At 53.7% G+C, this 25164-nt stretch carries 19 protein-coding genes; 16 read left to right on the top strand and 3 right to left on the bottom strand.

Annotated elements, in window-relative coordinates; genetic code table 11:
• Positions 1-11: 11 nt before the first annotated feature.
• Both srtB and PXC00_RS09360 read right to left on the bottom strand, forming a co-directional pair.
• The gene (srtB, locus tag PXC00_RS09365) at positions 12-770 is read right to left on the bottom strand and encodes a class B sortase (RefSeq protein WP_275845246.1); all 759 of its coding nucleotides are present in this window, start codon (positions 768-770) and stop codon (positions 12-14) included.
• Between the two features lie 3 nt (positions 771-773).
• A complete protein-coding gene (locus tag PXC00_RS09360; RefSeq protein WP_275845245.1) occupies positions 774-6632 on the bottom strand; it encodes a prealbumin-like fold domain-containing protein in 5859 nt (1952 codons plus the stop codon).
• A 449-nt stretch (positions 6633-7081) separates the two neighbouring features.
• Between PXC00_RS09360 and PXC00_RS09355 the strand changes: the two genes are divergently transcribed.
• The 5 genes from PXC00_RS09355 (at position 7082) to PXC00_RS09335 (ending at position 13241) form a co-directional block, all read left to right on the top strand.
• Positions 7082-8908 carry a methyl-accepting chemotaxis protein gene (locus tag PXC00_RS09355; protein ID WP_275845244.1) on the top strand — a complete coding sequence of 609 codons (1827 nt, stop codon included), beginning with the start codon at positions 7082-7084 and terminating at the stop codon, positions 8906-8908.
• 192 nt (positions 8909-9100) lie between these two features.
• A complete protein-coding gene (gene nadA / locus PXC00_RS09350) occupies positions 9101-10039 on the top strand; it encodes a quinolinate synthase NadA (protein WP_407654268.1) in 939 nt (312 codons plus the stop codon).
• Positions 10040-11344 carry an L-aspartate oxidase gene (locus PXC00_RS09345; RefSeq protein WP_275845242.1) on the top strand — a complete coding sequence of 435 codons (1305 nt, stop codon included), beginning with the start codon at positions 10040-10042 and terminating at the stop codon, positions 11342-11344.
• A complete protein-coding gene (nadC, locus tag PXC00_RS09340) occupies positions 11341-12195 on the top strand; it encodes a carboxylating nicotinate-nucleotide diphosphorylase (RefSeq protein WP_275845241.1) in 855 nt (284 codons plus the stop codon). The genes PXC00_RS09345 and nadC overlap by 4 nt, the downstream gene beginning before the upstream one ends.
• 140 nt (positions 12196-12335) lie before the next feature.
• Positions 12336-13241, top strand: a complete 906-nt coding sequence (locus PXC00_RS09335) for a glycoside hydrolase family 25 protein (protein ID WP_275845240.1) — start codon at positions 12336-12338, stop codon at positions 13239-13241.
• A gap of 1 nt (position 13242) precedes the next feature.
• Here the strand turns inward: PXC00_RS09335 and PXC00_RS09330 are convergent, their stop codons facing one another.
• Positions 13243-14106 carry an alpha/beta hydrolase gene (locus PXC00_RS09330; RefSeq protein ID WP_275845239.1) on the bottom strand — a complete coding sequence of 288 codons (864 nt, stop codon included), beginning with the start codon at positions 14104-14106 and terminating at the stop codon, positions 13243-13245.
• Between the two features lie 338 nt (positions 14107-14444).
• On the opposite strand from PXC00_RS09330, the gene PXC00_RS09325 reads away from it, so the two are divergent.
• The 11 genes from PXC00_RS09325 to PXC00_RS09275 all read left to right on the top strand — a co-directional run bounded on the left by PXC00_RS09325 (position 14445) and on the right by PXC00_RS09275 (position 25162).
• The gene (locus PXC00_RS09325) at positions 14445-15113 is read left to right on the top strand and encodes an HAD family hydrolase (protein ID WP_275845238.1); all 669 of its coding nucleotides are present in this window, start codon (positions 14445-14447) and stop codon (positions 15111-15113) included.
• Positions 15095-15769, top strand: a complete 675-nt coding sequence (gene ispD / locus PXC00_RS09320; RefSeq protein WP_275845237.1) for a 2-C-methyl-D-erythritol 4-phosphate cytidylyltransferase — start codon at positions 15095-15097, stop codon at positions 15767-15769. Before PXC00_RS09325 ends, ispD begins: the two co-directional genes overlap by 19 nt.
• 2 nt (positions 15770-15771) lie before the next feature.
• Positions 15772-16239 (top strand): 2-C-methyl-D-erythritol 2,4-cyclodiphosphate synthase, encoded by a 468-nt coding sequence (gene ispF / locus PXC00_RS09315; protein ID WP_275845236.1) that lies wholly within the window; start codon positions 15772-15774, stop codon positions 16237-16239.
• 89 nt (positions 16240-16328) lie between these two features.
• A complete protein-coding gene (locus PXC00_RS09310) occupies positions 16329-16559 on the top strand; it encodes a DUF3343 domain-containing protein (RefSeq protein WP_275845235.1) in 231 nt (76 codons plus the stop codon).
• The gene (locus PXC00_RS09305) at positions 16556-17740 is read left to right on the top strand and encodes an aminotransferase class V-fold PLP-dependent enzyme (protein ID WP_275845234.1); all 1185 of its coding nucleotides are present in this window, start codon (positions 16556-16558) and stop codon (positions 17738-17740) included. Before PXC00_RS09310 ends, PXC00_RS09305 begins: the two co-directional genes overlap by 4 nt.
• Positions 17741-17808: 68 nt before the next feature.
• Positions 17809-18693 (top strand): diadenylate cyclase CdaA, encoded by an 885-nt coding sequence (cdaA, locus tag PXC00_RS09300; protein ID WP_275845352.1) that lies wholly within the window; start codon positions 17809-17811, stop codon positions 18691-18693.
• Positions 18683-19990, top strand: coding sequence for a CdaR family protein (locus PXC00_RS09295; RefSeq protein WP_275845233.1), 1308 nt, complete (start codon positions 18683-18685; stop codon positions 19988-19990). The genes cdaA and PXC00_RS09295 overlap by 11 nt, the downstream gene beginning before the upstream one ends.
• 30 nt (positions 19991-20020) lie before the next feature.
• Positions 20021-20212: a hypothetical protein gene (locus PXC00_RS09290; protein ID WP_275845232.1), complete on the top strand. Its 192-nt coding sequence runs from the start codon at positions 20021-20023 to the stop codon at positions 20210-20212.
• A gap of 5 nt (positions 20213-20217) precedes the next feature.
• Positions 20218-22278, top strand: a complete 2061-nt coding sequence (gene recJ / locus PXC00_RS09285; protein WP_275845231.1) for a single-stranded-DNA-specific exonuclease RecJ — start codon at positions 20218-20220, stop codon at positions 22276-22278.
• Between the two features lie 17 nt (positions 22279-22295).
• Positions 22296-24482, top strand: coding sequence for a RelA/SpoT family protein (locus tag PXC00_RS09280; protein WP_275845230.1), 2187 nt, complete (start codon positions 22296-22298; stop codon positions 24480-24482).
• A gap of 59 nt (positions 24483-24541) precedes the next feature.
• Positions 24542-25162 (top strand): MBL fold metallo-hydrolase, encoded by a 621-nt coding sequence (locus PXC00_RS09275; protein WP_275845229.1) that lies wholly within the window; start codon positions 24542-24544, stop codon positions 25160-25162.
• Positions 25163-25164: the final 2 nt, after the last annotated feature.

Below are 25164 nucleotides of genomic sequence, written 5' to 3'. Positions count from 1 at the left end.
ATGTGACCTTTTTAGGATTGCTTAACCAGCTTGCCAATCACCGCCAAGCGGGCGTTGTCAAAATCGTAGGTGCAGGTGCAGAGCGTGAGCAGCCGGTCTTTCGGTGTAACCTGTACTTTGCTGGTAAAGACACTGTGCTTGCGGGCGTTTTGCAGGAATTGCTCTTGTGCCTCGACCGTGGCAAACCGTGTTGGAAAGATGGGGGAGTCTCCATCCAGGACATATCCTGCAATCAGTTCGACTTTGTAGGTGGCAGACGGCGTCATCAGATCCATGGTTGGGTGCTCTTTGTAGTACGCCTGGTCCCGATACTTTTCCAGAGAGGTAAACATATCTCCGGTCGCCAGATGGTGCGCAAAGAGGATGGAGTTGTCGTCTGTGAAATTCGGCGAGTTGCTTTTGTTTAGGAATACAGCGCCGTTTTCGTTGCTGGTGTTGTCAGCCCGGTGCGAAAGATAGAATTTGTTGTCCTTTGCCTGTACCACCGGATAGTCAATCGGCGTGCCGCTGCTGTAAATCCACGCAACTGCGCTGGGGCAAGTGACCTTCAGATTTTGAAAGTCAATCTGCGGCGTCATTTTGACGGCAGAAGCGGAGGAGGGCTGAACTGTTCGTGTGGCAAGTGTTTCGTAAAACTTATGGCTTTCACTGCGGCTGGTCAGCTCAAAAAACAGACCGAATGCAAAGAAGTCTATGGCCAGAAAACAGGAAACTACGCACAGCGGAAAGGCAATGTGCCTTTTCTTACGGGCTTTTTTTGAACGGGACATTTGTTATTCCCCCTTCTTTCTCCGTTTGTAGCCCCAGCGCAGAACAAAGAACGTGCAAAGCAGGGACACAGCCAAGCCGGCGCTCCAAAACGGGATGGTGTCCGGTACATTGGTTTTGGGCAGAGTCTCGCCCTTTTTCGCTGCGGAGGAGCCGGAAGTGCCATTCGTGCCGTTTTTCCCATTTGCGTTGCTGCCGTTGGTACCATTTGTACCGTTTGTTCCATTTTTTCCGGCTCCGCTTGCATTCTGCCCGGAAGCGCCGCTGGCATTTTGCCCGGAAGCGTTAGAGGAACTGCCGGAGACATTCGAACTCTTAGAAGCACTGCTTCCGGTATTCGAGGTACCGGAACTGCCGGAAGCAGTGGAACTGGAGCCGGAGGCGGTGGAAGTCGTGCTGCCGGCCGTCTGCGTGTAGTCAAATGTGGCGGTGGAAGTGGTGTCGGAAACGTAGCTGTCTGTATTGTTCTTGGACTTTAAAGTGTAACCGGAAATGGTCGGTGCGGCAATGGTGTAGTGGTAACCATACGGAACTTTGAGGATAGCAGTGGTGGAAGTTTTGCCGTCTTTCATGGTCATGGGAAGACCAGCGGTGCTGTCCGTGCTGGCAAAGCTAGTGGCTGTGCGCAGCGAGAGCTTTTTCGTTGTGCTGCTGGAAGTGGTGCCTTTCCCGAATGTCAGGCTGCCCGTTTTTCCATCGCTGCGGGTGTAGGTGAATTTCCCGTTTACAGGGTTCCCGCTTTCGTCCTGCAGACGGACGGTAAAGTTATATTCTTTGCCAATTTGGGCGTCTGTAACTTTGTCGTACTTCATTTCCAACGTCACGTGCCCCATTTGCGAAGCGGGATCCGGCGAATCCGTGACCGTTTGTTTCGTAATTTCGCCTTCCTTTACAGTGACAGCATCCACATCGGAAGTGAGTAGATATCCCTCCGGCGGGGTGACTTCGTGCAGGATAAAGGTGCCTGCCGGCAGCTTCGAGAAAGCAGCTAAGCCGGTGCCGGCCGCGGAAGTGGCTGTTTGGAAGACAGCTCCGTCTTTCGTGAGCAGCTGGAAGACGGCACCGCCTAAGCCTGCTTCGCCGGTGTCTTTGCCGAGCTTTGTGACCTGCACAGTACCGGTACCCGTTTTCGGGGTATAGCTGATAATCAAAAAGTTTGATTCACCAGAGAGGTCGCCTTCGGAGAAAGTCACGTCATTTTCTGATGTCAGTACAGCTTTATAAGGCGTAGATGTTTTATGAGAGGCAAATAGGTCTGGAGGTGTAATCTCCTGTATGTAGTAGGGATCGCCACCCCATGCCAATTTCGTGAATTCAATCTTGCCGTTGCTGTCACTGGTAGCTTGCTGCAGCAGGGTATCACACGCCTCATCTTTGTAGAGTCCATACACAGCGCCTTTTAGCGCGGTACCAGACAGGTGGCTGGAAGCTGTTTCTCCCGCACCGCGCAGTGGCAGCGCACCGGTAAAGACGGCCTTGGTGCCGCTTTCCGAGGAAGCGGTGCTGTCTGTGGAACTGGAGGCTGCAGAACTGGCGGCAGAAGAGGCATTGGAACTGTCGGTAACGCTTGATGTGTTAGAGGATGCGGCAGAATCCGTGCTGCTGGTTGTGGAAGACGCAGGCGGCGTTGACTGTGCATAGAGCACAATGGAACTGTCATTGTTGCGCTTGTTAACAACCGAAACAACATTTCCAGAAGATGTATCTTTAGAAAAGCCCTTTTCCGTACCGTAATACTGATATACATTTCCGAGGGACGCAGTCGTTACGGTCAACTGCACGCCGCCCGTGCCGTCTTTTTGCTTGGTAAAGGGCGAAGAACTGTCCATGGTGTAGCCGCTTGGCGCTTGGTATTCCTCAATGGTATAAGTGTGTCCCGCAGGGACACGGAATACCGCCAGACCGTTTTTATTGGTTGCAACAGAAGCGAAACGGCTGCCTGTCAGCATAGGCATATCTGTGCACAGAATGTCAAACAAAGCGCCGGCAAGCGGTGTACCGGAATCGTCTACTTTCTGTACTTTGATGACCGCGCGATCACTTGTGGCAAGGGTAGACGCTTCATCCACACTTTGCAGGGTGACAGGTGTTGTGTTGATGTTTGTTTCATAATTATAGGTGATTAGGTTTTGACCGGTTCCGGCAGAAACCAGGGAACCAACTTCTGCCGTAAACAGAATGCGGCAGGGTCTTGAGAAATCATCTCCGGTTTTCGATATCGTGAGGGTTCCGCGTCCGGGTGTACCATTTTCAGAACCGGATACGCTGTAGGTATAGTCGGAACCGGGGACAAGTTGTTTCACTGGATAACTGTCGCTATATTTACCGTTTGCGTTTTTCATACTGGCTTCGTCGACACTGGAGCCATCTGACGTGACCGCTACATCTTGAAACTGCACACTGTTTTCGATGACCTGCATTCCGGCAGGAAGCTTTACAGAAATGGGGATTTTATTGGTTCCACTGATGGCAGTGCCAATTTTATTGACGAGCAGCTGATACTGCACAGTGTGATGGCTTGTGTCTTCCGGCAGTACTTTTTCTTCTACGATTGGGCTTTCGACTGTTACGGATTGATTTGCAGAATCGTCATTGGTATTTAGTTCAGTCCATTGGGCGAAAGGGGATTCGTTCTTTGTATCAGCCGAGGCGCTTTGTTTGGTACTGTAAAGATAAGTGTTATTCTTCAAGGTAAAGTTGGGAAGGGGTTTATCGCCGTCCAGTGCAAGTACTGCCAGTTCAGAAGAGGATGACTGACTCGAATCTTTTGTAATTTCAATATTGAAAGTGAAAGTTAAAGTTTTACTGTCGACGCTAGTATTCTGGGTATTCTGGATGGTAAAATAAACGGTACCGGAAGAAGTGGAAGCATCTACAATGATTAAATCGTTAATCTTATTGATGGTGTTTTCCGTTCCGCTGCTGTCTGTCAGCGTTCCGGAAAGACTGTCTTTCACATAGCTGGTTCCGGTAGGTAAGACGTCTTTGATGCAGTAGCCGTTCATTTCACTCTGCTTGTTTTGGTTTACGGTTACTTGCAGCTTTAATGTATGTTTGACATAATCATATTTTGCACCGTTATCCAACACGTTTGTAAAACCCGCACGCAGCATGGTACTGGTAACTTTAACAGTTCCGGTTTCAACTTTTGGACTGTCCGCACTGCCTAATGTAACAGCATCTTCGTCAATCTGTTTGCTCTTGTCTGCTTTGGTTGTGTCCCACTTTTCGTAATGGTAAGTCGCAATTAAAGGATTACCCTTTTTATCCTTTACAATGCTAGAATCTACAATGCTAGAATCTTGGTCACTATCCGTGGTACTGACTGTTTTTGTAGCGCCAGTTCCTGTTGTGCAGTAAAATTTATCTGCAACAAACCGACCTTTGTTTGGATCAGGAACAGGATTAACGGCAGTAACTTGAGTGGTGCCGCTTTTAAGGCTGGTATTATCTGTGGCAGAAAGGGTAACATTTGTGGAAACAGGAGAAGCAGGTCCCGGATTTACGAATAATTTTGCATCATTCTTATATTCGGTTCCGCCGTCCTTGCCATTTCCGGTATAATCAGCTCCTGCCGTGATAATTGTTCGGTAGTGGATTGTTTTTTTGCTTTTGATAGGCAAAACCTTAGCTGCCGATTCATTATTTTCTTTTGCAGTAGTGGCAGAGTCGGAATCCGCCCATGTTATGTGAATCGTACTGGTATAATAGTCTGTACTGCCAGCTGTGCTGTGATAGGTGGTAGTATCGATTGTACCCGTTGCGACACTTTCCGTGCTATTTTGACCGCCCTCATTGATTTCAATATAGTTTTTGAATATATCAGACTGTGTCTTGCTGTCAACAGTGCCTACGTCAATTGGTGTCACATCATTCAGAGGAATTAGTCGTTGACGGGTACCACTCTTGCCCGTTTCGTCACTGGAATCAATGACATCTTGCAAATCCACATAAGTCCACTGTGCGGTTGCTTCGTTTAAGTAAATGGTCCAGTCAATTGTATGCGTGTCAGCGTGATAAACGCCAACTTTTCGCAAGGCAGAAATACCTGGAGTAACCGGTGTATTTTCCTCCGCTCCTGTGGCGCCGGTCCATTTATCGTTTAGTGTAAACCCAATGTGTGGGTCATCCGTTACAGACTCCTCCTCTGCATTTTCCTGATTAAAAAAGTCCGTATCTACTTTGGTTGTGTACCAAATGTACAGAGGATTATTAAATGTAGTCGAACCGGTTTTATCCTTCAAATCAATTGTCATCGTTCGTTTATCGTCGCTCAGTTTGGGACTGTTAAGTGTCCAAAGCGTGTCTACGTTTTGAGCAGTATCATCCGCCACAATTGGTTTTGTACTGACGTAAACTGTGCCGGTGAAGGTTTGCTGATCCAATTCATCCTGAATGGTAATATCTTTTACAGTGCGGGCGTTTTCATTAAAAAGCAAGATCCAATATACCTGATTGCTGCTTTTCATATAGATACCTTTTTTCCGCAGCCATGTCTGTGAAAAGTCTACACTGGCTTCAGGGCTTGGGAAAGAACCGCCTGCAAAGGTTAAACCGGCTTTGGCCGTAATGGTACTGGTAAGCGCTTTGGTGTTTGTATTGGATCCAAAGGTGTGGGAAGGCTGCACAAAGTCGCTGTCTGCCGGGCGTGTTCGGTAGGTCAGCACAATTTGTTTGGTAGCGGAGTCAGCATATAAGTTCAATGCGTTTGAAAACGTGACTTTTACCGTTGCGGACGAGCTATCTGCTGTTACGTTTTGCGAGGAGTTTCCCTTAAAAACAAAAGAATTTGCTACATAATCACCCGGCATTTCGTAAACAAGATCTGTATAGGAACAGTTATTTGGTGTGATGACCGCTGTCCATTCAATTTCCCCGGTGCTGACGTCTGTAAAGGTTGTGGATTGTCCATTGATAGAAACCGTTTGCGTAGTCGTAACCTGATGGCCGGAAAGGTCAATCACAGGGGTTTGCGGGGTATACTCTGCGAACTGCAAATCAAGTGTAAAGTAGCTTGCGTCTCGGCTCTTGTTATCACCGCCACCGAAATAATAGGCAACTGTAGACTGCTGATTGACATTTACAGCTGATTTTTCGAGTTTATAATTCAGTTGAAAGGAACAGTTGGGCCGATAGCTGTCATTGACCTGTGAAGAACCGTCCTGCTGTTTCGCATAGACGTTTAGTAAGGCGTCATAATTCGGAATGGCAGAGAGCGTAGTAGCACTATCGGCTTTTTTGTATTTTCCTAGTGTTAGAATTGCCTTTTTCGTGGTAGCGGTAGGGCCAACAATCGAAACACTTCCAATTGGCATGGTAGTAATCGTTGTGGTGGTACCTTCCAACTGGATGGCATTTGTAAAGGTTGCGGTAACGTTCACAGTGCCTCCAACATTGCTGATACCGGTGCAGATTTCAGGCGGCAGGTCAAGGTCATAGGTGTAATCGGCTTCAACCGCGCTGTCTTTATTTCCGTAACTGCGCTGGATTTTATCCATGGGGATGGTAAAGTTGTATGTGATGGCGCCGGCCCAGTCAGAATTGTCTGCATTCCAGCTGTAGCTGGCGCCGCTGGTAGTCGGAGTGGTGCCGCTGACGCTTACGCCCGCTTTCAAATCGGCTTTACTGATTAAGTTTGTAATCAGTCCCTTGTTGTGTGGGTCTGCGGACGACGTAGAGGTTGCAGACTGCGAGGGTTGAGTAGTTCCAGTATCTCCCTCATCCGCCGCGTGCGACGACAGTGGTGCAAGTCCTGTAAAGGCAGAAACTGTTACAGCAAAAGCCAGCACGGAAGACACCGCCTTGCGCAGCGTGTGCCGGATGGTTGTGGATACATTCTTTCGTTTCTCCATATTTTTCAGCATAGCAAAGTCCTCTTTTTCATATAGAATTGTTTCCGCGTGCAAACAAGTCTTATTTTATGGGAAAAATTACGTAAAAAAGATAATATCTATTCCATAATAGAGTATCACAATCTTCCTAATACTGTCAATGCAACAAGCGACAATTTTCCCCGGAAAATTTTCCTGCGAAACGTTGAAAAATCGCCGATACGGTGCGATTATAAAGATGTAACATTCCTATTTTGCATAGTGCTTTCATCTTCATGTGACTGTGCTCCACATAAAGCCGCGCAGGAGATGTGCGGCAGAAAAAATCCGGCTGGACAACAGACGAAAAATCGGGTATACTTGAAAATTGGTTTGAAAACCAAGAACTATTGCAGTTACCATAAGTACATCTCACCAGGCGGCCGCTTACTGCAAAAGGCGCAGAAACGGCGGGCCGGCAGGATTTTCAATGGAGGAAGAACATGAAGAACTTAAAGATCTCACGAAAGCTGTTTGTGATTTTCACGGCGATTTTGGCGTTCGTTTTTCTCACCACCGGAATTTCTTTGGGAAATCTCATCTACTCAGCGAATCAATTTCAAAACTTTTACGAGCATTCGTATCAGGCGGTGCAGCTTTCCACCAGTGCCGCAAACAGTTTGGAAACCGGCGCGAAGTTTGTCGGGTATTCCATTATGTCTGACGATGCTTCAAAAAAGGAAGAGTTTATTAACAGCGCGAAAAAGAACCTCAGCAACTACAGCGACACTTTAAACAAGCTGAGCAAGGTTTATCAGGGCGACCAGACAAAGCTGAAGTCTATGATGAGCGTGGTGCAGAATCTGGCGACCACGCGCGACCAGATTCTTAACTATGTGGACAACAACGAAAGTGAGATTGCTTCTCAAATTTATTTCCGCGATTACCAGCCCACGCTGGACAACCTGGTGTCCGTTCTGCAGGATGTGCAGGCAAACGCGCAGAAATCTGCAGACGCCAGCTATGCGGCGGCGCAGGGGGTGCGTGACCGGTCTATTCTAATCACTGTGATTTTTAACCTGCTGACCATGGCGTTTGTCATTTTCATAGGTATTTCCCTTTCCAAGCTCATGACAAAGCCAATCCGCGAACTGGAACGTGCGGCAAAGGAAATGGCGGCCGGTCATTTCGACTCGGTGCGCCTTTCGTATCAGGCCAAAGATGAGCTGGGCAGTCTTGCAGACTCGATGCGCACGCTCATCCATGTATTGAATGAGGTCATTCAGGACGAGGGTCACATCCTTTCCGAGATGGGGCAGGGCAACTTTGAGGTTCGCTCGAAAGACCTGAAGCTTTACAATGGCGACCTTACCAAACTGCTGGACTATATGCGCAACATCAACGGTGCTCTGTGCGCAACGCTGAAAGAAATACAGCAGTCCGCAGACCAGGTTTCCGGCGGCGCGGATCAGGTTTCCAGTGCGGCGCAGTCGCTCAGCCAGGGCACGGTGCAGCAGGCCAGCTCGCTGGAAAGCCTGACGCAGACTGTGGAAGATATTTCTCAAAAAATTCAGGCGAATGCCAAGCACGCCAAGCGTGCCAGCGGCGACGCGGTCGGCTGCCAGCAGGACATGATTTCCAGCAACGAAAAAATGCAGCAGATGATTACGGCGATGAACCATATCAGTGAAAGCTCCGGCGAGATTGCGAAGATTGTCAAGACCATTCAGGATATTGCGTTCCAAACCAATATTCTGGCGCTAAATGCTTCCGTTGAGGCGGCTCGCGCGGGAGAGGCCGGCAAAGGCTTTGCGGTGGTCGCGGATGAGGTGCGCAATCTGGCGAACAAGAGCCAGGAGGCTTCTCAGAGTACAGCTAAACTGATTGAAACCTCGCAGAACGCCGTACAGGAAGGCACCGATATTGTCAATGACACGGCGGCAGCGTTGACAACGGCAGTAGAAGCCATCGATAAAATCGCGATTTCCATCGAAAAGATTTCGCGCGATTCCAATGACCAGGCCACTGCGGTGGAGCACGTGACCGAGGGTATTGAGCAGATTAGCAGTGTGGTACAGACCAATTCGGCCACTTCGGAAGAAACCGCTGCAGCCAGTGAGGAACTTTCCGGCCAGGCGGAAATGCTGAAGAAAACGGTTGGCCGCTTCCGCTTGAACACGGTGTTTGCCGAAAAAGATGAAGACGGGAATTTTAAGCAGGCGGCTGCCGCGGGTATCCCCCAAGCGGCTGAATCCCCTCGGCAGATTTCCACGGTGGAAAAGGGAAAGGCGGTTCGCGCCCACGTTGTTGGTACGGACAAATACGAATAAGTACGGAATGGAAATGTCCCCTGTACAGGTGCTGCTTGCGGCTCTGTGCAGGGGACTTTTTCTGTTGGCAGGATGCTTTTATAAAGACAAGATATGTGTCTTGTCATATGTAAATATATGTGCTATACTAGTTTCAATTTCAAATAAAAAACCTGGCGGATGCAAAGGGGAAACTGCGGGAGCGTTATGCAAATGAATGAAAAACAATTGCGAATCCTGAAATTGAAAAAAGAAATGGATGCGGTGGTGCTTGCACATTACTATGTGACCGGCGATGTGCAGGAAGTTGCGGACTATGTGGGAGATTCCTTTTATCTGAGTCGGGTGGCAAGCCGAGTGCAGGCAAAAACCATCGTTATGTGCGGGGTGCGCTTCATGGCGGAAAGTGCAAAAATTCTCAGTCCGGAAAAAAACGTCCTGCTGCCGGCAGCGGATGCGGACTGCCCAATGGCGCACATGGTCACCGCCGGGCAGGTGCGCAGGGTTCGCGCGCAGCATGAAGACCTGGCGGTGGTCTGCTATGTGAACTCTACGGCGGAACTGAAAGGGGAGTCGGACGTCTGTGTGACCAGCGCCAATGCGGTGCAGATTGTGCGGGCACTTCCCAACCGGCAGATCTATTTCATTCCGGACGAAAACCTGGGGCGGTTCATTGCGGCGCAGGTGCCGGAAAAGCAGTTTCTGTTTCACCAAGGCTTCTGCCCGACACACGCGTTCCTTTCGGCGGAGGATGTCAAAGCTGCCCGAAGGGCGCACCCCGATGCGTTGCTGCTGGTGCACCCGGAGTGCCGCCCCGAAGTGGTGGAACTGGCGAACTATGCCGGCAGCACAGCGGGCATTCTGCGCTTTGCGCGGGAAAGCCGCGCGAAGACGTTCCTAATCGGAACGGAACACGGCGTGCTGTATGACCTTGCAAAGGAAAATCCGGACAAATGCTTTTATCCGCTGCATCCGAAACAGATTTGTCCGAACATGAAGCGCATTACCTTGGAAAAGGTGATTCGGGCCATGGAAAGCGGATTTCCGTCCGTATTTCTGGAGGAAGAGGAAATTCAGCGCGCGCGGCGGCCGCTGCAACGGATGCTGGAGCTTTCCAAAGCGGCGGATTCCTGCGGAAAAGAGGGGAACTGAATGAGAAACGGAAAAACGGAATGGGACGTGCTGCTTGTAGGCACCGGCGTTTCCGGCTTATTCTGTGCGCTTCATCTGCCTGCTTCCATGCGGGTTCTGCTGATTACCAAGGCGGAACTGGACGAGAGCGATTCTTTTCTGGCGCAGGGCGGCATCTGTGTGCTGCGAAACGATGCGGACTACGCGGCGTATTTTGCGGACACCCTGCGTGCGGGGCATTACGAAAACCGGCGCGACTCTGTGGAACTCATGATTCGTTCGTCGCAGCACGTGATTCGGGAGCTTGCCTGCTTTGGTGTGGACTTTGCCCGCAGGAATGGAGAACTGCTGTTCACGCGGGAGGGTGCGCACTCCGCGCCGCGGATTCTGTATCACGACGACTGTACGGGCAAGGAAATCACGCAGAAACTCCTTGCAGAAGCGCAGAAGCGGCCGAACCTCAAAATTTTGACGCATACCACGCTGGTGGATCTGCTCTGTACAGGAAACCGCTGCCGCGGCGCGGTTTTGCAGACTGCGAATGGAACGCTCCTGCCGCTGTACGCGGCGGATGTGGTGTTGGCTACCGGCGGTGTCGGCGGCGTGTACGAGCATTCCACCAATTTTCCGCATCTGACCGGCGACGCGCTGGCACTTGCCCTGAAACACGGTGTCCGGCTGGAAAATCCGGACTATGTGCAAATCCATCCGACAACGCTGTATTCCGACAAACCGGGGCGCAGTTTCCTGATTTCGGAGTCTGTGCGCGGCGAGGGCGCGGTGCTGTTGGACAAAAACGGGCGCCGCTTTACCAAGGAACTTTTGCCGCGTGACTTGCTGACGCAGGAGATTTACCGGCAGATGAAAAAGGACAAAACCCGCCACGTGTGGCTTTCCATGCAGACGGTGCACTGCCCAAATCCGGAAAAGCGTTTTCCAACCATTTGGACGCGCTGTCTGGAAGAGGGCATTAACCCGCGCGTGGACTGGATTCCGGTGGTGCCGGCACAGCACTATTTTATGGGCGGCATTCAGGTGAACCTTTCCAGCCGCACAACGATGGAGCATCTTTATGCGGTGGGGGAAACAGCCTGCAACGGGGTGCACGGCGCCAATCGGCTTGCAAGCAATTCCCTGCTGGAAAGCCTGGTCTTTGCAGAACGTGCCGCGGCAGATATTCGCCTGCATTCTCATGCGGATGCGCTGGCGGAGCCTGTTTCGGTGGATTGGGACGCGTACCGGAATCTGCCGCAGTATTTTGCCGAACAGATTGCCGCGGTGCAGGCGGAAATCGCGCGGCAGAAAGAAAGGAGAGGACACAGATGAATCCGGTAACCCAAAGCCTGCAGGCAGACCGTCTGCTGCTGCAGGCCCTGCAGGAGGATATTCCCGTTGAAGACGTTACTACCAATGCGGTGCTGCCGGAAGCAACGCGGGGGCAGGCGGATCTGCTCTGCAAGCAGGACGGGATTTTGGCGGGCATGGATGTGTTTCGCAGGGTGTTTGAGCTGCTGGATGCTTCCGCACAGGTCACCGCCTTTTTTGCGGATGGGGATTCTGTACACAAAGGGGACCGGCTGGCGGTGGTCTGCGGGGATCTGCGTGCCATCCTTTCCGGTGAGCGCACCGCACTGAATTACCTGCAGCGCATGAGTGGAATTGCCACCTACACCCGCGCCGTGGCAGACTTGCTGCGCGGCAGCCGCACCCGGCTGCTGGATACCCGCAAAACCACACCGAATATGCGCCTTTTTGAAAAATATGCGGTGCGTGTGGGCGGCGCGTGCAGTCACCGCGTCAATCTTTCCGACGGCGTTCTGCTGAAAGACAACCATATCAGCGCGGCGGGCGGCGTTCGGCAGGCGGTTCAGCGGGCGCGCGCTTATGCGCCGTTTGTGCGCAAAATAGAAGTCGAGGTGGAAAACCTGGAGATGGTGCGGCAGGCACTGGAAGCCGGCGCCGACATCATCATGCTGGACAATATGACGCCCACCGAAATGCGCGAAGCTGTCCGGCTGATTCACGGACGTGCGCTGACGGAGTGTTCCGGCAACATTACCAAAGAAACAGTGGGACAAATTTTGGACATCGGCGTGGACTATGTTTCAAGCGGCGCGCTGACGCATTCTGCACCGATTCTGGATCTTTCCCTGAAAAACCTGCACGAAACCGCATAAAACTGTCCGCACGAAACGCAAAACACACAGCAGCCGCCGTCTGAAGTTCCTCAGACGGCGGCTGTATGCATTTGCATTTTTGAGAGGATTCGTGTAAAATCGACTTGTATATGCCGATACGGCACAGAAGGGACGATTCCATGAATCCATTGATCGGATTTTTCCGCTCGAAAAAACGCAGAAACCGTTTACTGCTGGTGTCCGGTGCGGTGGTGCTACTGGCAGCGCTGCTGACCGTTCTGCTGCACGCCTGCGCGGCAGAACAGACCGACACCACACCGGCGATTCCCAGCAACGAGCTTCTGATTAACGATTTGTACGAGGGAAAAAAGCTGATACCTAAATATTCGATTGCGAAAAACACCTATGTGAACAGCAAGTTTTCCAAGAAAAATGGTCTGCTGTCTTATGCTGACAAAAATGCGGTTCGGGGCATTGACGTTTCCGAGTGGCAGGGAAACATCAACTGGAAAAAGGTCAAGGCCGCCGGCATTGACTTTGCAATTGTCCGTGTCGGCTACCGCGGACAGACCGTCGGCAAAATCTTTGCGGACAAAAAGTTCCAGCAAAACATGACCGGTGCCAGTGCGGCCGGCGTGGAACTGGGCGTGTATTTTTACTCGCAGGCTGTTACCAAGGCGGAGGCCGAGGAGGAGGCCGCCTATGTTCTGCAGAAGATTGCTCCTTATAAGCTCAAATGGCCGGTTGCATTTGACTGGGAGCCCGGTGAGGCGGCAAATGGCACCGCCACCGGTTCCACGCGCACCGACCCGGTTACACCGACGCAGGTCACGCAGTTTGTCAAAGCGTTCTGCAGCAAGATTCAGGCGTACGGGTACCAGCCGTGTTTTTATACCAATAAAAATATGGGGTACGCCACCTTCAATCTGAAAGCTTTGGAAGCGTACCCCATGTGGTATGCCGAGTATCAAGATCTGCCCAGCTTTTATTATCATTTTGACCTTTGGCAATATGCCTCCAAAGGCAAGGTGAACGGAATCAGCAATACGGTGGATTTAAACATCGCCTTCCGCCATTTTTCCTGAGTCAGTCCTTCGGGTCTGTGCCGCCGGGCAGTGTGCGTGCAAGCCATGCGCTGCACAGCGCGGTCCAGCCCGCAACCTCCGGCACCAGAAGCGGAATGGAGCGGTCGCGCACCTGCGTCTGCATGGTCGAAAGGGAAAGTCCGTGGCTGCCGTGCGGGTAGATGTGCAGTTCAAACGGCACCTCTGCTTTGCGCAGGGCAAGCGCGAAGAACAGGGAGTTTTCCACCGGCACGCAGTCGTCGTCGGCAGTGTGCCACAAAAATACGGGCGGCATATCCGGGCGCACGCTGTTTTCCAGTGACAGTCGGTGCAGAAGCTCCGCAGAGGACTTTTCGCCCAGCAGATTTTCAAAGGAACCGCGGTGTGCGTAGGTTCCGCTGGTGATGACCGGATAGCCTAAGCAGAGCGCGTCCGGGCGGGTTTGCGCCGCCTGCAGGGAAAGCGGACCGCAGACCTCCGGCGCGTCCCAGAACAGGGACAGGGAGGCTGCCAGATGGCCGCCTGCGGAAAAGCCCATGACTGCGATGCGGCTGGTGTCGACGCAGTAACGTGCGCTTTCCTGGTGAATGTATGCCATGGCGGCGGCAGCCTCCTGCAGAGCAAGCGGATAGCGCGCCGGGGCGCAGGTGTAGCGCAGCACAAAGCATTGGAAACCGCGGGCGGCGAACTCCAGCGCGACCGGCTCCGCCTCCCGGTCAGAGGTCATGCAGTAGCCGCCGCCGGGGCAGACCAGCATGGCGGGCCAGGTGCGGCTGGGACTGATTTCCTCGGAACTTCCGCGTACATAGGTATACAGCACAGCGCTGCTGCCCAGACCCGCGAGCACGGGGAATTTTTCTGCCAGTGCAATTTTTTCAGTAATCAAGAAATGTACCACCTTTCAGCAAAGCATGATAAAAAACAACTCTATTATACAAGGAAGCCGGGGAAAAGAACAGGGGATTTTTTGTGGGAAATTACCCGAAAAAACGCTTATGCCCGCTTGCACCCGCTTTTTAACCGTTTGCGCGGGAAAGTGTGGGTTCCTTCCCGCAGTCCTGCGGCGGTTTCAGTACGATACAAAAAGACAGCGGCGTCTGCGGAATCTGCAGACGTTGCTTTTTTGGTTGCAACGCCTTTTCCGGCATGGTACACTATGGGACAGAATACGCGCCGCACAGCGGTGTAATCTAAAAGGGTGCCTTTGCGCCCGGGAGGAACTTTATGCAGGTTCAGTACGCAATTTTTGACATGGACGGTACCCTGCTGGACTCCATGTATGTTTGGGATACCGTGGGAGAAACGGTTCTGCGGCGGCACGGAATCGCCGCGCCGGACGACCTGCGGGAAACCATGCGGGACAAAACGGTGGAGGAGGTGGCACGTTATTTCCGCGCGCTGGGGGCGCAGGCATCTGCAGAGCAACTGATTCGGGAGATCAACGATGTGCCGTATGAAAAGTATCTGCGGGAAGTGCAGCCGAAACCCGGTGCGGAGGCATTTTTGCGGCGCCTGCACCGGCAGGGAACACCGATGTGCGTGGTTTCCAGTACGGATGCTGCCAGTATCCGCGCGGCGTTTGACCGGCTGCACCTGACGGAACTGTTCGACTTTTTGCTTTCCACCAGCGATTTTGGCAGCGGCAAGGACAAGCCGGAGATTTTTCGGGCGGCGGCGCGCCGACTCGGTGGCAAGCCGGAGAAAACGGTGGTGTTTGAGGATGCGCTGTATGCGGTGCGCACTGCAAAAGCGGCGGGCTTTCCGGTGGTTGCGCTGGAAGACCGGCGGGCGGCGGCGGAAAAGCCGGAACTGGAGCGTCTGGCGGATGTGTATCTGCCGGATTTGCGTGCCTTTCCATGGGAGGAGGATGCGGCATGGAATGCTGTGCGCTGATTCTCGCGGCAGGGGCTTCTACCCGCATGGGAAGGCCGAAGCAGGAATTGCCCCTGCGCGGCGTTCCTGCATTGGTTTACACCCTGCGCGCGTTTGAGCAGACGCCGTGTGTACAGGCGACCGTGCTGGTTTGTCCGCCGGGGCAGCAGGCGCATTACTGCCTGCTGGCACAGCGGTACCGCTGCGCGGAAAAGCTGCGCGCGGTGGTGCCCGGCGGCGAAACCCGTCAGCAGTCCGCCGCTGCGGGTGCCCGTGCCGCCGGTGACTGCGACTTTCTTGCGGTGCACGACGGTGCGCGTGTATTGGTGACACCGGAGGAAATCACCCGCGTAGTGCGGGACGCGCAGCAGTATGGCGCGGCGGCGCTTGCCGTGCCGGTTAAGGATACGGTGAAGGTTACAAACGCAGACGGCTTTGTAGACCATACACCGGAGCGCAGTACCCTTTGGGCGGTGCAGACGCCGCAGGTGTTTGCGGCACAGCAGTATCTCAGCCTGCTGGAAGCGGCGGAGGGCGACTTTACAGATGACTGCCAGCTGTTTGAACGGGCAGGGCAGCCGGTGCATTTGTGCCGGGGCAGCTATACTAACCTCAAGTTGACAACCCCGGAGGATATCCCCGCGGCAGAGGTGATTTTAAAGGCAAGGGAGCGGTAAAAATGCGTATTGGGCACGGCTATGATGTCCATCGGCTGGTTGAAGGCCGCAGGCTGGTTCTCGGCGGTGTGGAAATTCCGTATGAAAAGGGACTGCTGGGGCACTCGGATGCAGATGTGCTGACGCACGCGGTCTGCGATGCGCTGCTTGGCGCCGCCGCACTGGGCGACATCGGCTGCCTGTTTCCGGACAGCGATCCGGCATACAGCGGCGCGGACAGCCTGCTGCTTCTGCAGGAGGTTTGTGCGCGTGTGCGCGCTGCCGGCTTTGCAATTGCGAACCTCGACGCCACAGTGCTGTGCCAGCAGCCAAAGCTGCGGCAGCACATCGCGTGTATGCGTGAAAAGCTGGCAGCGGCGTGCGGCGTGGCAGTTTCGCAGGTCAGTGTCAAGGCCACCACAGAAGAGGGGCTGGGCTTTACCGGCACCGGCGAAGGCATCGCCGCGCATGCGGTCTGCCTGCTGCAGTGAAAAAAATCACGGTTCTTTCCGGTAAAAAAGGCAGAAAGCCATGTGCTGACATATTCTGTATCATAGTAAATACAGAGAGGTGATGCCTTGTGGGTCAGCAGCTGATTATCGTCGGCTCAATCACCTACGCGATGAGGAGCCGGGAATTGCTTTTTTCGTACGGAATCAGAGCTTATGTGGAGCGGCTGCCGCGCACGCCGGAGATTCCCGGGTGCGGATACGGTGTTTTTGTTCCAAAACGAACAGATGAGGCCGAGCAGATTCTGCGCAGTGCGGGAATCCGTGTGCTTGGACGCAGAGAGCGGGTGGGCGGCAGATGATTTATCTGGACAATGCCGCAACCACTTACCCCAAACCGCCGCAGGTGACAGCGGCGGTGCAGCAGGCGATGGTACGCTTCGGTGCCAATCCCGGCAGAGCCGGGCACCAAATGAGCCTTGCCACTGCGGCGGAAGTTTTTCGTGCCAGAGAAGAAGCCGCCGTTCTGTTTGGGGCGCCGGGACCAGCGTGTATCGCGTTTGTCATGAACTGCACGCAGGCGCTCAATATGGTCATCAAGGGTGCGGTGAAGCCGGGCGGTCATGTGGTGACTTCCTGTTTGGAGCACAATGCGGTGATGCGCCCATTGGAGGCACTGCGGGAAAAGGGCGTGATTACCTACACGGAGGCGCAGGTTGTGCCGGGCGACAGTGACGCGACACTGGAGGCGTTCCGTGGCGCTCTGCAGGAAAATACGTGTTTGTGCGTCTGCACGCAGGCTTCTAACGTCTGGGGCGTGCGCCTGCCGGTGGAGCGTATCGCGGCGCTCTGCCACGTTTATCAGGTGCCGGTTTGTGTGGACTGCGCCCAGTCTGCGGGGGTGGTGCCGATTTCCATGGCGGAAAGCGGCATTGATTATTTGTGCGCACCGGGGCACAAAGGGCTGTATGGCCCCATGGGCACCGGGGTGCTGGCGGCACTGGACGGCACAAAACTTGACACGATTTTTGAGGGCGGTACCGGCACCTCTTCGGAAAGCCTGGAGCAGCCGGCGGAGATGCCGGAACGCTTTGAAAGCGGTACAGTCAATGTGCCGGGGATTCTCGGTCTGCGCGCAGGCATTGCCTTTGTGCGGCGGAGAACGCCGGAGCAAATTTACCGGCATGAAAGCGAACTGGTCTGCTCGCTGTATGACCGGCTGAAGGCTTCCGGGCGGGTAACCCTGTATACGCCGCGTCCGGAGATGCCGAATTTTGTGCCGCTTTTGTCATTTAACATTCCGGGCAAAGGCTGCGAAGAAGTTGCCGCCGCGCTGGACCATCGGGGTTTTGCCGTGCGCGCGGGTCTGCACTGCGCACCGCGCGCACACGCATTTTACGGCACGCTGGGCTGCGGCACGGTGCGTGTCTGCCCCTCGGCGTTTACCACCAAAGCGCAGATGAATGCGTTTGCGGCAGCGGTGCTGCAGCTTGCGGAAAAGCAGCTTTTTGTAAGAGCAGCTAACTCTTTTGCAGAAAAGTAAAAGAAAATGATTGCATATCCCTTTTGATATGTTAAAATGAAAGAAGAGAGAAAGGAGGGACCGCCGTGATGCAAATGACGGAGTTCCTGGACCGTCTGGAAAATATTTTTATGAATTTTCGCTTTGCGGACGTTTTAGACGTCTTGCTGGTCGCCATTGTCATTTACAATGCCATTAAGTTGATTCGGGAAACCCGTGCGGGGCAGCTGGTCAAGGGGATTATCATTGTAATTGGCATCTGGATTCTTGCCAATGTGGCACAGCTGTACATGACACAGACACTGCTGACTTATGTGATTCAGTACGGACTGGTTTGCGTGTTTGTTTTGTTTCAGCCGGAGCTGCGCAGCGCCTTGGAAAAAATGGGGCGCGGCCGCGTCAGCGGCGGTTTGCGTTCCATTTTTAACGCGCACAGCAGCGAGGAGGCGGCGCGGCAGGATCGGCTGCGCCGTAGTATTCTGGCTGTGGTGGAGGCGTGCGACGGGATGTCCAGAAGTAAAACCGGCGCGCTGATTGTTTTTGAGCGAAAGACCAAGCTTGGCGATATTGTGGACACCGGTACGGTTGTGGAGGCAATCCCCAGCGTGCCCATTATCTGCAACGTCTTTTTCAACAAAGCTCCCCTGCACGACGGCGCCATGGTGATGCGCGACGGGCTGCTGTACGCGGCGGGATGTATTCTGCCGCTGACCAAGCGGAACAACGATGTTGCCGTTGAGTTGGGTACCCGCCACCGGGCGGCTATCGGTATGAGTGAAAATTCAGATGCCGTGGTGGTGGTCGTTTCCGAGGAAACCGGCCAGATTTCCATTGCTCTGGGCGGCACCATTACTCGAAACTATACCCGCGAGTCGCTGCAGAATGAACTGAACAGCCTGCTTTTAGACCAGGACCTGGCAAAAAGCCGCAGCGCGCTTTTTGCGTCCCTCAGGAGGTCAAAAGATGAAAAATGAAACCAAAGTGCGGCGGAAGAAAAAAGCGCAAGATCGCCTGAACGGTTTGTTCTACAACAATCAGTTCGTTTTGGTTTTGTCCATTGTCATTGCCTTTGTGCTGTGGATTGTGCTTGCCTTTAATGATACGGATCATCACCCCAAAAATATCAGTGATGTGCCCATCAGTGTGCAGCTTTCGGATGAAGCGCAGAAGCAGGGGCTGACAGTCTACTCCCCAACCAAAACGGACACGGTTTCCGTGTCTATTACTGGCAACACCCTCGTGGTCAACCAGATTCGCAGCAGTGATATCGAGGTGGCACCTGTCAGCGTGTCGCAGATTACGGCGCCGGGGGATTACAAGGTTGCATTGGTCGGTAAAAACATCAGTGCGCTTTCCAACTTTGATTTTTACGAAATCTCTCCCTCGGAGTGGACCATTCACGTAGATCGCGCCTTAAAAAAGTCATTCCCGATTAAGCTGCCTGCCAATATGGATAAAATCGACACATCGGGCTACTACAGTCCGGGACCAACGGCGGATGCGGAAAGCGTGACGATTTCCGGTCCGGAGTCAGAAGTGAATAAAATCGACCATGTTTCCATTGATTACAGCGCCGGGGATACGGCGCTGACCGAAACCAAAACCGTACAGGCTCCGCTGCTGCTTTACGATGCGTCCGGTAATGTGATTACGCCCAGTAAATATGTAACAATGAGCATTTCTCAGGTGAACGTGACCATTCAGGTGCAGCCGAAAAAGACCGTGAAAGTCCGCCCAACCTTCACCGGTCAGCCCACGGGGCTGCAGTTTGACCAGGACGATGCGTTTACCGTTACACCGGATACCATTGAAATTGCCGGGCCGAAAGATACTCTGAGTAAAATTTCAGAGGTCAGTCTGGAAGCAATCGACTTTTCACAGATCAATACCACGCATAACAGCTTTACCCAGCAAATTTCGCAGTTGCCGGCAGGCTGTACGAATCTGAGCAGTGGCACAACCGCACAGGTAACGCTGAAAAATATGAGTCAGTACACGTCTAAGCAGTTTACCGTTACAGCCTTTACGAAAATGAACGTGCCGGATAATATGACAGCTACCATGGTGACTAAGTCACTGACAGTCAGCGTTGTGGGCAAGGAAAGCGACATTGCCACCCTCACAGACAGCAACATCACCGCAGCGGTGGACCTTTCCAATGTGCAGGAAGCCGGCACGACCAATGCGCCGGTCAGTATAAAAATCGGTGGAAATAAAACCTGCTGGGCTTACGGAACGTATCAGGCGAGCGTAACCCTAACGCAGAATTAGTGTGGTGGCAGCCGACCGGAAGTGTGCGTAATGGCACAGTTTCTGGCCGGATTTTTGCATTTAGCGGGAAATTCAAAAGAAAAACCACGGAAACGATTGAATAAATACAAACAAAATGATAAAATGATTTATCAGGATTCTTTTAAATATGAACAAATTGTGACCGATAAAATTTCAAAAACAACAAAATTGCTTGTTTTTGACCAAAGAGAGGGCAGGTGAATCCATTGGCACTGAAAAAATGGGAGGTTGCCTCCTATGACCGGCAGGCTGTGCGGGAAATCGCACAGCAGACCGGTCTTCCGGCGGCGGCTGCCGCGCTGCTGCAGTCCCGTGGATGCAAAACCGCACAGGAGGCGGCAGAGATGGTGAGCGGCGCGCCGCTGCGGGACCCTTTCCTGCTGAAAGACATGGACCGCGCGGTGCAGCGGATTAACCGTGCAGTTGAAAATTTTGAAAAAATCGCGGTTTACGGGGATTACGATGCGGACGGTGTCACCGCGACTTCCATTCTGTATTCCTACCTCGAAAGCAGCGGCGCCGATGTTTCGTTTTATATTCCGGAGCGCGAAGGAGAGGGCTATGGTCTGAACTTGACCGCAGTGGAAACCCTGCATACGCGTCAGGTGGAGTTGATTGTGACCGTAGACAACGGCATTTCGTCTTTGGCAGAGATTCAGCGCGCAAATGAGCTGGGTATGGATGTTGTCGTGACCGACCATCACCAGCCGCGCCCACAGCTGCCGGCTGCAGTAGCGATTGTGGATCCGTATCGGGAGGATGACCACAGCGGTTGCAGGGGTCTGTGCGGGGCGGGGCTTGCCTTTAAGTTGGTGCAGGCGCTGGAGGGGCCGGAGGCCGACCCGGGATTTTTGTTGGAAATGTATGCAGACTTGCTTACCATCGGTACAGTGGGCGATGTGGTGCCGCTTGTGGGGGAAAACCGCACCTTTGTCCGCAAGGGTTTGCAGGTGCTGCCCCAGACAGACCGCCCCGGTTTGCGGGCACTGCTGGAGAAAGCCGGTTTGCAGGGGCGCACGCTTACCTCGGAAAACGTGGCGTTCGGTATTGTGCCGCGCATCAACGCGACCGGGCGCATCGGCTCGCCGGAACGTGCGGTGCGCCTGCTGCTGAGTGAAGACCCGGAAGAAGCGGCTTCGCTGGCGGCAGATATCTGCGATGACAACGACTACCGCAGACAGTTGGAAACAGAAATTTACGAAAACGCCCTGCAGCAGCTGCGGCAGGAATCGGACCGCCTGCTTGACCGTGTACTGGTGGTGGAAGGCCGCGACTGGCACCACGGGGTGATTGGCATTGTGGCAAGCCGTATCACGGAAACGTTCGGCAAACCGTGCATCGTGCTTTCTACCAATGCGCAGGAAACCAAAGGCTCCGGCAGAAGCATCGAGGGTTTTTCTTTGTTTTTGGCGGTGTCGGCCTGCGCCGACCTGATGACGAAATTTGGTGGGCACCCCATGGCGGCGGGGCTGACAATGCCACCTGAAAACGTGCCGGAATTCCGCAGGCGCATCAACGCCTATGCCGCGAAGCTGGGCGAAATGCCGGTGCCGGTGCTGCGACTCGACGGTGTGCTCAAGCCGGCGCGCCTTTCATTGGATCTGCCGCGCGCGGCGGAACTGCTGCAGCCCTTTGGCGCGGAGAACCCACGTCCGCTGTACGGGCTGTTCGGCGTGACCCTGCAGGAGATTCAGCCGGTCGGCGGCGGCAAGCACCTGCGGCTGGTGTGCAGCAGCGCCGGTGTCCGGCTGCGCTGCATGAAGTTCGGCATGACGCTGGAAGCATTTCCGTACCACCCGGGCGATGTGTTGGATTTGGCGGTGGAACTGGAGGTCAACGAATATAACGGCAAGGAACAGCTGTCTGTCATTGTGCGGGATATGAAAGCGGCGGGTTCCAACGCAGAGGCACTGCTGGCGGGACAGGCACTGTTCCAAAAGGCAATGCGCGGCGAGTCGTTGACTGCAGAGGAGCTGCACACGCTGCTGCCGGATCGGGTTGGCTGCGCGGGGCTTTACCGCACGCTGCGTGCGTGCGGCGGTTACAGTGGCGGTGCGGAAAAGCTGGCGGCAATGGATTCTGCCATGCCCTTTGCACGGCTTCTGGTTTGTTTGGAGTTATTTTGTGAGCACGGCTTGATTCAACTGGAGCAGTTTGGTATGCAGTACAAGGTTACGCTGTGCGCGACTTCGGGAAAAGTCAGCCTGTTTGAAAGTGCGTTTCTGCAGCAGCTGAAAGCACAGGTGCATCCGGTACCAAAATTGTAGGGGAGCGGTGAAAGACCATGATGAGCGGGGAAAATACGTTTGACAGACTGACAGCGCTGCTTGCGCAAAGTGAGCATACGTACCAGATGGAGTTGATTCGGCGGGCATATGACCTGGCGCTTTCCGCACACGGCGAGCAGAAGCGGCTTTCGGGTCTGCCGTACATTTCTCATCCGGTGGCAGTGGCGTGCATTCTGGTAGAACTGGGTATGGACAGCGAGTGCGTTGCGGCGGGTCTGCTGCATGATGTGGTCGAAGACACGAAGGTGACACTGGACGAGCTGCGCCGCAGCTTCGGCAGCGAAATTGCGAACCTTGTGGACGGCGTGACAAAGATTACAAAGATGGGGCGCATTCCGTACAACTCCCGCGAGGTGCAGCAGGCGGAAAATATTCGCAAGATGCTGATTGCCATGAGCGAGGATATCCGCGTTATCATCATCAAATTGGCGGACCGCCTGCACAATATGCGTACGGCAGAGTACTGGTCGCCTGCCAAGCAGCGGGAAAAGGCACTGGAAAGCATGGAGGTTTACGCGCCGATTGCGCACCGCCTGGGCATTCGCGCCATCAAAGAGGAACTGGAAGACCGCTCCCTACGGATTTTAGACCCGTTTGCCTATAAAGAAATTGAAGACAGTCTTGCCCTGCGCAAAGACGAGCGCAGCGCCTTTATTGAAAAGACCAAGAAGCTTTTGCAGGATCGTATTTCCGGCATCATCCCGAACGTTTATATTTCCGGCAGGGTCAAGAGCATTAACGGCATTTATCGAAAGATGTTCATTCAGGGCAAGGATATGGAGGAGATTTACGATATTTACGCGGTACGCGTAATTGTGGACACCGTCAACGACTGCTACAATGTGCTGGGTATTGTGCACGATATGTTCCGTCCGCTGCCGAACCGCTTTAAGGACTATATTTCCACGCCGAAGCCGAATATGTACCAGTCCCTGCACACAACGGTGGTCGGCAAGGACGCCATTCCGTTTGAAATTCAGATTCGCACCTGGGAAATGCACCACACGGCAGAGTACGGCATCGCGGCGCACTGGAAGTACAAACTCGGCATGACGGATGCCCGCTCTGCCCACGACAGCATGGAGAAGCGCCTGACGTGGATTCGGCAGATTTTAGAGGATCAGAGCAGTTCAGCGGACGCGACAGACTTGATTCATATTATCAAGTCTGACCTCACACCGGACGAAGTGTTTGTCTTTACACCGCGCGGCGATGTGATTAACTTGCCCTCCGGCAGCACGGTGATTGACTTTGCGTATGCGATTCACAGTGCCATCGGCAACCGCATGGTGGGTGCCAAAGTGGACAAGCGCATGGTGCCCCTGACCACCCAGCTGAAAACCGGACAGATTGTGGACATTATCACCAGCAAGGAGACCCGCGGCCCCAGCCGCGACTGGCTCAAAATCGTTAAAACCAGTGAAGCACGCAATAAAATCCGCACGTGGTTTAAAAAAGAAAAACGAGAGGAAAATATCACAGAAGGTCAGAATGAGGTTGAGCGCGAGTTTAAGCGCAACGGCATTTCCATGACACCGGAGGAGTTGCAGGCATTTTTGCTGCACCTTGGCGCAAAGCAGAATTGTACTACGCCGGAGGATGTTTATGCCACGATTGGCTATGGCGGCATTCAGCTTTGGAAAGTCATGCCGCGTGTGAAAGAAGATTACCTGAAAACGCACCACACGGAGCCACCGAAAGAGGTGCCGAAACCACAGGTGCGGCGCAAAGCCGCCAGCGGTGTGATTGTGGACGGCATGGAGGATTGTCTGGTCAAGTTTGCTCGCTGCTGCAACCCGCTGCCGGGCGATGAGATTATCGGCTTTATCACCCGCGGCTACGGGGTTTCCATTCACAAGAAATCCTGCAGCAATGTGCCGCATCCGCTCTCTGCTGCGGTGGAACCGGAACGGTGGATTGCCGCGCACTGGGCAGGTGAAGTGCAGGAGGAGTTCCAGACTACGCTGGAGATTGTGGCGGAAGACCGCTCTGGTTTACTTGCGGATGTGACGCAGCAGCTTTTCAGTATGCATCTGTTTATTCATGCACTGAATTCACGGGAACTGAAAGACGGGCGCGCGGCGATTTCGGCAAATATCACGGTAAACGGCCTTTCCCATCTGCGCAGCATTATCGGTAAGCTGGAAGCTGTGCCAGGGGTTGCGTCCATTCGCCGGACGTAAGCGCACGCCCGCGTCGCGCATAGAAAGAAAAAGACAGAGTTTTTGCAGGAGGGAACGAAATGCAGATTGAACGGATTACCGGCGGCCCGCTGCCAACGAACTGTTACCTGCTGACGGATGAACAAACCGGTCAGACAGCGGTCATTGACCCCGGATTTTACAATGCGGAACTTGCGGATGCCGTCCAGACACACAAGGTCGTGATGATTCTGCTGACGCACGGGCACTTTGACCACATTACCGGCGTGAAGCAGTTGGCGGACAGCACCGGCGCCAAGATTTACATGGACGAGGCAGACCGTGCGTTTCCCCAAAATCCGGAATTGAACTTGAGCGGTGCCATGGGGCTTGCGCCGGTGGAACCGTTTGTACCGGATGTGCTGCTGCACGACGGCGATGAGATTTCTCTGGGCAGCCTGCAGCTTCAGGTTTTGCACACGCCGGGGCATACCTGCGGCGGTTGCTGCTATCTGACGGGCGACGCGATTTTTTCCGGCGATACGTTGATGTGCGGCACCGTTGGACGGACAGACTTCCCCACCGGCAGCTATGAGGAAATTATAAAGTCCGTCAAACGCCTGCGTGACCTTCCGGGAGAATGGCGCGTGCTGCCCGGGCACGAGTTTGAAACCAAACTAAGCTGGGAGCGGGCAAACAATCCCTATATGGAAGCAGAATAGCT

The sequence above is a fragment of the Caproicibacterium argilliputei genome, from assembly GCF_029211325.2.
Taxonomy (GTDB): domain Bacteria; phylum Bacillota; class Clostridia; order Oscillospirales; family Acutalibacteraceae; genus Caproicibacterium; species Caproicibacterium argilliputei.
Note: the sequence above shows the minus strand (reverse complement) of the source record. Positions and strands in the feature narration are given on the sequence as shown.